The organism is Micromonospora solifontis (genome assembly GCF_003725545.1).
Classification (GTDB): domain Bacteria; phylum Actinomycetota; class Actinomycetes; order Mycobacteriales; family Micromonosporaceae; genus Micromonospora; species Micromonospora solifontis.
The window spans coordinates 1-7,140 of record NZ_RJLN01000149.1; the positions used below are offsets into that span (position 1 = coordinate 1).

Sequence of the window (7,140 nt, forward strand, 5' to 3'; positions counted from 1 at the left end):
CGCCCACGGCGGGCGGGGCGGGACGGGGAGCCGGGCCAGGGTCGAGTCCCGGGCGTCCTGGGCCGCCTCGGCCAGGGCGAGCGCGCTCGGGTGGCGGTCCCCGGGAGCCTTCGCCAGCGCCTGACGGATCACCTCGATCACCGCCGGGGGCGTGTCCGCCGGAAGCGGCGGCGGCTCGTCCTGGGCGTGCCGCATGGCCACCTGGAGCGGGTTGTCGCCGGCGAAGGGCGGCCGGCCGGCGAGGCAGAAGTAGGCGACCGCGCCGAGCGCGTACACGTCGGTCGCGGCCGAGACGGGCTGGCCGACGGCCTGCTCCGGCGACATGAACGAGGCGGTGCCGAGCACGGTGTGCGCGGCGGTGATCCCCGCGGTGGCGCTGGCCCGGGCGATGCCGAAGTCGACCAGCACCACCGTCCCGTCCCGCTTCACCAACAGGTTGCCCGGCTTGACGTCCCGGTGGACGATCCCGGCCAGGTGGGCGGCGTGCAGCGCGTGGGCGGCCTGCGCCACCACGGACATGGTCGACGCCGGATCGAGCCGGCCGGCCCGGCGGATCCAGGTCACCAGCGGCTCGCCGTCGACGTACTCCATCACCAGGTAGCTGACCTGGCCGCCGTCGGCGAGCGGGGCGGAGCCGAAGTCGTGCACCTGGACGATGCCGGGGTGCCGCAGCGCGGCCAGCATCCGGGCCTCGGCGTGGAAGCGGGTGGTGAACTCGGGGTCGGCGACCAGCGACGGCAGCAGCACCTTCACCGCGACGTCCCGGCCGAGCAGGGTGTCCGTGCACTTCCAGACGGCGCCCATGCCGCCGGTCGCGATGCGTTCGCTCAGCCGGTACCGCTCGCTGAGCATCACTCCTTGAGTCAGCACCGCGTCACCGTACCGGCCCGCCCTCGACGGCATGATCCATGTGGCGGCCGGGCCGTTCCGCGTCCGGCCGACTACGCTTGCGGAGGTTTGGGCGTCCCTGGGGACGACGGCGGCGAGGGGAGACGCGGCATGGCGTGGAGCTGGCGGTACGAGGGCACGAACGGCGACGCGGTCGACGGACCGAGCGAGTCGTTCGGCAGCCAGGCGGACGCCGAGTCGTGGATCGGCCAGACCTGGCGGGAGCTCGCGGCGTCCGGCGTCACCTCGGTCGCGCTCGTCGAGGACGACCGGGTGGAGTACCGGATGAGCCTGCTGCCGACGGCGGAGTGATGGCGTACGACCGCCCGGGTGACCCGCTGGTGCTCGGGGTGCCCCGGGCGGCGTTCCGGCCCAGTCCGGTCTTCCTCGCCCTGGCCACGCTCTTCGTGGCCAGCGGGGTGATGACCTGGCTGCGGTTCGGCAACGTCCGGTTCGACGTCTTCCTCTTCGTCGTCACCGGCTGGCTGGTCTCGCTCTGCCTGCACGAGTACGCCCACGCGGTGGTCGCGTACCGGGCCGGCGACCGGGACATCGCCCATCGGGGCTACCTGACCTTGAACCCGCTCAAGTACACCAACCCGCTGCTGTCGATCGTGCTGCCGGTGGTCGTGGTGCTGCTCGGCGGGATCGGCCTGCCCGGCGGCGCGGTGTGGGTGGACCGGCACGCCATCCCGGGCCGGCTGCGGCACACCCTGGTCAGCCTGGCCGGCCCGGCCACCAACGTGCTGTTCACCCTGCTGCTGGTGGTGGTGCTGCGGATCGGGCTGGCGGCCGGCGGGCCGATCGAGTTCTGGGCCGGGCTGGCCCTGCTGGCGTTCCTCCAGCTCACCGCCAGCGTGCTCAACCTGCTGCCGGTGCCCGGCCTGGACGGCGGCAACATGATCCAGCCCTGGCTGAACCCGCAGTACCGCCGGATGTACGACCTGTTCGCGCCGTTCGGGTTCATCCTGCTCTTCGCGCTGCTGTGGAACCCGCGGATCGGCGGGGCGTTCTTCGGCGCGATCTTCACCGTTTCCGACTGGCTCGGTCTGCCCCCGGAGCTGTACCGCGCCGGGCTGTACCTGATCCGGTTCTGGCAGGGCTGAGCCCGGTCCGGCCGGCGGGAAGCCGCCGGCCGGACCGGGACCGGCTCACGGGCGCTGGGCCGGGCTCTCGGTCTTCGCCGCGTCCCGCTCGGTGATCGGCTCGACAATCTCGTCGATCGCCTTGAGCAGGTCGGCGTCGAGCTTCACGCCAGCCGCCTTGACGTTGTCGTGCACCTGCTCCGGCCGGGACGCCCCGACGATCGCGGAGGAGACGTTCGGGTTCTGCAGCACCCAGGCGATGGCGAGCTGTGCCATGCTCAGCCCGGCCTGCTCGGCGAGGGGCTTGAGCCGCTGCACCCGGGTGAGCACCTCGTCGGTCATGAACCGGGCGATGAAGTTCGCACCGGACTTCTCGTCGGTGGCCCGGGAGCCGGCCGGCGGCGGCTGGCCCGGCAGGTACTTGCCGGAGAGCACGCCCTGGGCCATCGGGGACCAGACGATCTGGCCGACGCCCAGCTCCTCGCTGGTCGGAACCACCTCGGTCTCGATGACCCGCCACAGCATCGAGTACTGCGGCTGGTTGGAGACCAGCGGGATGCGCAGCTCGCGGGCGAGAGCGTGGGCCTCGCGGAGCTGCGACGCCTTCCACTCGGAGACGCCGATGTAGTGCGCCTTGCCGGAGTGCACGACGTCGGCGAAGGCCTCCATCGTCTCTTCCAGCGGGGTGCTGTAGTCGTACCGGTGGGCCTGGTAGAGGTCCACGTAATCGGTCTGCAGCCGGCGCAGCGAGCCGTTGATCGACTCCATGATGTGCTTGCGGGACAGGCCGCGGTCGTTCCGCCCGGGGCCGGTCGGCCAGTAGACCTTGGTGAAGATCTCCAGGCCTTCGCGCCGCTCACCCTTCAGCGCGCGGCCGAGCACCTCCTCGGCCTTCGTGCCGGCGTACACGTCGGCGGTGTCAAAGGTGGTGATGCCGGTGTCCAGGGCGGCCCGCACGCACGCGGTCGCCGCCTGCTCCTCGACCTGTGAACCGTGGGTGATCCAGTTGCCGTACGAGATCTCGCTGACCATCAGGCCCGAGCGGCCTAGGTGTCGGAATTCCATGCCCCGACCCTAGTCCCGCCCCGATCATGGCCGGTGGCGGGCGCGGCGGGGGTGTGACGTTCAGCCGGGCAGCAGGGCTTCCCGCATCCGGGTGGCGAGCCACTCCCGGAAGCTCTCCTCGGCCCAGCCGCAGCGCTGCACCAGGGCCGCGTAGTGGGCCGGGTCGTTGAGGAACCACAGTTCGTCGACGGCGCGTTCGGTGTCCGGGGCCGTTCGCAGTGGTCCGTCGAGGCTGGTCAGCCGCTCGACCACCATGCGCGCGCCGGCGCGGCGGTTGCGCAGCAGGCTCTCCCACAGCTCGGCCACCTCGGGGGCCTCGTCCGCCGCCCGGCGCACGGTCTCGAAGGCGACGGCGGCCCGGGCGCCGATCAGGGTGCAGACCCCGGCGTACGCGTCGAGGACCGCACCCTGGGTCGGCGCGTCCCAGACCGGTCGGAACCAGGGCCGGTCCGCCACCGGCACCGGCTCGTCGTCGCCGGCCAGGGCCTCGTCGAGCACCTGGCGCAGCAGTGCGGCCTTGGATCCGAAGGCGGCGAACACGGTGGGCCGGGCCACGCCGGCGGCGGCGGCCACGTCGGCCAGCGACGTCGCGGCGTAGCCGCGCGCGGTGAACAGTTCGCCCGCCGCCCGCACCACCGCACGGCGGGTCCGCCGGGCGCTCTCCTCCCGCACCGCCGAGCGGTACGGCCGGGTCTGTTTTCCGTCCTTGACTGCAGCCATGACATCGCGATACTAGCAGTGCATTCACTATACCTCCGGCTATCCAATAGTGGATCGGTCCATCCAACCCGAGAGGTCGCCATGCCCGTTTCTCCGTACCGGCTCCGCCCCGACGAGGGCGAGACGTACTGGTTCCTCGGCAACCTGTGCACCGTCAAGGCCGGCGGCCGGCACACCCACGACCGGCTGACCGTCGCCGAGTTCGTGAACCCGCCCGGCTTCGCCCCGCCCCTGCACCGGCACCAGGTCGAGGACGAGATGTTCTACCTGCTGTCCGGCACCGCCCGGTTCCACTGCGCCGGGGAGAGCTTCACCGCCGGCCCGGGCGACTTCGTGCTGCTGCCGACGGGGCTGGCGCACAGCTTCCTGGTCGGGCCGGACGAGCCGTTGCACGCCCTGCAGATCACCACCCCGGCCGGCTTCGAACGGTTCGCCGCCGAGGCCGGGATGCCCGCGCCGGAACGCCGGCTGCCGGACCCGGGGCCCATCGACCCGGCGGCCCTCGGCCACGCCGCCGCCCGCAACGGCATCGAGCTGCTGGGACCGCCCCCGCAGGCGTGACAGCCGCCCGGCCGTGGGGGCGCGACGACAGCGGGTCAGAGCACGGGGCTGGTGTCGGCGAGCAGCTGTTCGATCTCGGCGACCACGGCGGCGCGGTTCGGGTGCACCGCGTCGATCAGCGGTTCGCCCCGCCGGTCCCGCGCCCCCCACCGGCCGGACTCGTCGCTGATCAGGAAGGCGACCGGGTGCACCACCAGCGCCGCGTACACCGGCGCGACCAGCACCCGGCCGGTCCGGTCCACCACGCCCCGGCGCCCGGCCAGCTCCACCCCGGCCAACCCGTCCTCGGTGAAGCCGTCCACCTGCCGGCCGTCGGCCAGGGCGGTGGTGAGGCCGTGGTACCGCGTCGGCACGACGACCTGGCCGGAGCGGTCGACCGCGCCCCAACCGCCGTTCTGGCGGACCGCGGCCAGGCCGCCGCGGAACGGCCGCGCGTCCTCGTACCCCGGCGGGATCTTCACGATGTTGGTCGGGTCGACCGCCATCCACCTGCCCTTGCCGTCCATCGACACCCAGGCCAGCCCCTCGGAGAACGAGCCCACCGCCCGGTAGCCGTTGTTCGCCTCGATCAGCGCCGCGCCGGTCGTGTCGATCAGCGCCCAGCGGGACGCCTCGGGGCGGCGCACCCAGGCCAGTCCCTCCCGGAACGGCTGCACCTCGGCGTACCGGTGCTCGACCACCAGATTGCCGTCGGCGTCCGCGTATCCCCAGAGCTCCTGCTCCTCGTCGAAGGTGGGCACCGGGTGGCGCTCGTGGCCCAGGATCGCCTCCCGGCTACGCGGCTTCGGCCCGAAACCGCCGGTCGCGGCCCGCTCGGCGACCGCGTCCAGCGCCACCACGGTACGGGCGCTCAGCTCCGCGTCCTCACCCTGCCGCAGGTCCAGCGCCCGCTCGAAATGCAGGCACGCCTCGGTCAGCCGGCCCTGGTCGTAGCAGCACCGGCCGGCGTGCTCGTGCAGCGCCGCCCGCAGCCGGTCGGGCAGCTCCGGCGAGTTCGCCTCCGCGAAGAGCCGGTCGGCCTCCGCGTACTCGCCCCGCCAGCGCAGCACCTCCGCGAGCCGTGCCCGGGCCAGCGCGGTACGCCGCAGCTCGCCGGTGGCCTCCGCGTAGGTGAGGGCGAGCCGCGCGTCGGCGAGGCCGTCGTCCAGGTCGCCGAGAATCCGGGACGCCACCGACCGCAGGCTCAACAGCCGGGCGCGACTGCGGTTGTCCAGCGCGCTGCCCAGCTTGGTGGTGAGCCCGTCCCGGACCTCGCGCAGCGCCGCCGGATCGGGGGCCTCCTCGCGCAGGGTCTCCGGGTGCAGGCGCCAACGGAACGCGGCCAGGGCCTGCTCGGGATCGGCCGGGCGTACCTCCGCCGGCTCGTCCTCCGCCGCCTCTCCAGCGGGTACGGCCGGTGCCGTACCGGCCTGCTCGGCGGGTGTCGGGGCCTCGTCGGCGCCGTCGCCCGCGCGTGGTTGCGACACCGGTGAGTTGACCGCCTCGGGTCCCGCCTCCGGCTCCGGCGCGTTCTCCGGTTCCCGCGTGGCCTGCTCTTCCGGCGTGGCCTGCGGAGCCGGCATGGCCTTCGGTTCATCCGTGGCCCGCGCTTCCCGCGTGGCCTGCGCTCCCGGCGTAGCTTGCGGTTCCGCCGTGGCCTGCGGTTCCGCCGTGGCCTGCGGTTCCGCCGTGCCGGCCGGCGGTTCCGGCGTGGTCTCCGGTTCCGGCGCCACGGACGTGCCCGCCGACGACGTGACCCCGCCGAGGCGCTCGGCCGCCGGCGGAGGCACACCCACCGCGCCGTCACCCGAGCCGGGCCGGCTGCCGTCCGTACGGGCGAAGCCGTCAACCTCGCCAGGCAAGGAAACGCCCGAGGTACCCGGCACCGCGCCCCGGTCCGCCCCGGCGCTCTCCTCGTTGATCAAGGGGTTTGCGTCCGGAACCGGCCCTGTCCCGACGGAAACCCCTTGATCAACAGGGTCCACGTTGCCGTGAGGCGGTGCGCCGCCCTCCGTTGGGGTGCCGAGGGTCGGCGTGGTTGGCGCAGCGGGCGCGACTCCGGTCACCAGCTGCGCGGGCGGGTGGGTCGGCGCATCCGGCGTCGTCCCGGTGTCGGACGTGCTCTGGCCGCGCTCCGGCTGGGTCGGTGCCGTGTCCGTCTCCGGTGCCGGGCGGCCCGGTCCGAACCAGGCGTCCACGTCGATGTCCGCCCGGCTGTCGGTAGCCCTCTCGTCGACGGTCCGGTCCGGTTGCGTCGCGCCCGGGCGACCGCGATCCGTCTCGGCCGTGGCCGGGTGCGGGGCGGCGAGCCCGTCGGCTGTTGCCGGCGCGGGTGGGTCGCTCGTCGGGGCCGGGGGGCGGTCCGCCTGGCCGCCGCCGGCAGCGGCCGGCGAGAGGCGATCCTCCGGCTCGTGCGTCCGGCCCCCGGGATACGCCGGCGGCGCCGGCAGGGGCCCGGCCGGTCGGGCGGGCGCCGCCCCGGCGGGCGGTGCGGGGACCGGCCCGGCGGGTGGTGCGGAGACCGGCCCGGCCGGCGGTGCGGAGACCGGCGGTGGTGGCGCTGTGGCGGGTGTGGTGATAGCGGACCCGGCAGGCGGCCGGGTTGCCTGTCCACTCCTGCGCTCGGCCGCCTCGTCGCCCCTCGCCGGTGGCGCACCCCGATCGCCGGGGCGCGGTCCGTCCCGACGCGGTGCGGCGGGCGCGCCCGGGCCGGGCACCGAAGCGCTGGCGGGTCCGGGCGCCGACGGCGCGGTGGGACTGGGCCTCGACCGCGGGGCGGCGCCGGGCGTCGACGGGGCGGCAGGGCCGGGCAGGAACTCGACGCGCAGGTCGGCGGGCCGGC

Annotated in this window: 6 protein-coding genes and 1 pseudogene; 3 read left to right on the top strand and 4 right to left on the bottom strand. The window is 74.5% G+C overall.

What is annotated here, in order from left to right; genetic code table 11:
• Positions 1 to 870 (bottom strand): serine/threonine-protein kinase (locus tag EFE23_RS27030; protein ID WP_148058552.1); only part of this gene is annotated, 870 nt, incomplete at its 3' end.
• A 129-nt stretch (positions 871 to 999) separates the two neighbouring features.
• Here EFE23_RS27030 and EFE23_RS27035 point away from each other — a divergent pair.
• Both EFE23_RS27035 and EFE23_RS27040 read left to right on the top strand, forming a co-directional pair.
• Complete coding sequence (locus EFE23_RS27035) at positions 1,000 to 1,200, top strand: hypothetical protein (RefSeq protein ID WP_123243706.1); 201 nt, start codon at positions 1,000 to 1,002, stop codon at positions 1,198 to 1,200.
• On the top strand, positions 1,200 to 1,994 hold the full coding sequence (locus EFE23_RS27040; RefSeq protein ID WP_123243707.1) for a site-2 protease family protein: 795 nt from the start codon (positions 1,200 to 1,202) through the stop codon (positions 1,992 to 1,994). The genes EFE23_RS27035 and EFE23_RS27040 overlap by 1 nt, the downstream gene beginning before the upstream one ends.
• Positions 1,995 to 2,039: 45 nt before the next feature.
• On the opposite strand, the gene EFE23_RS27045 is transcribed toward EFE23_RS27040, so the two are convergent.
• Positions 2,040 to 3,038: an aldo/keto reductase family protein gene (locus EFE23_RS27045; RefSeq protein ID WP_123243708.1), complete on the bottom strand. Its 999-nt coding sequence runs from the start codon at positions 3,036 to 3,038 to the stop codon at positions 2,040 to 2,042.
• 60 nt (positions 3,039 to 3,098) lie between these two features.
• Positions 3,099 to 3,758 carry a TetR family transcriptional regulator gene (locus EFE23_RS27050; protein WP_123243709.1) on the bottom strand — a complete coding sequence of 220 codons (660 nt, stop codon included), beginning with the start codon at positions 3,756 to 3,758 and terminating at the stop codon, positions 3,099 to 3,101.
• Positions 3,759 to 3,839: 81 nt separating this feature from the next.
• On the opposite strand from EFE23_RS27050, the gene EFE23_RS27055 reads away from it, so the two are divergent.
• On the top strand, positions 3,840 to 4,319 hold the full coding sequence (locus EFE23_RS27055) for a cupin domain-containing protein (protein ID WP_123243710.1): 480 nt from the start codon (positions 3,840 to 3,842) through the stop codon (positions 4,317 to 4,319).
• Between the two features lie 35 nt (positions 4,320 to 4,354).
• Here the strand turns inward: EFE23_RS27055 and EFE23_RS27060 are convergent.
• Positions 4,355 to 5,881 (bottom strand): annotated as a pseudogene (locus tag EFE23_RS27060) (WG repeat-containing protein); the annotation flags it as partial.
• Positions 5,882 to 7,140: the final 1,259 nt, after the last annotated feature.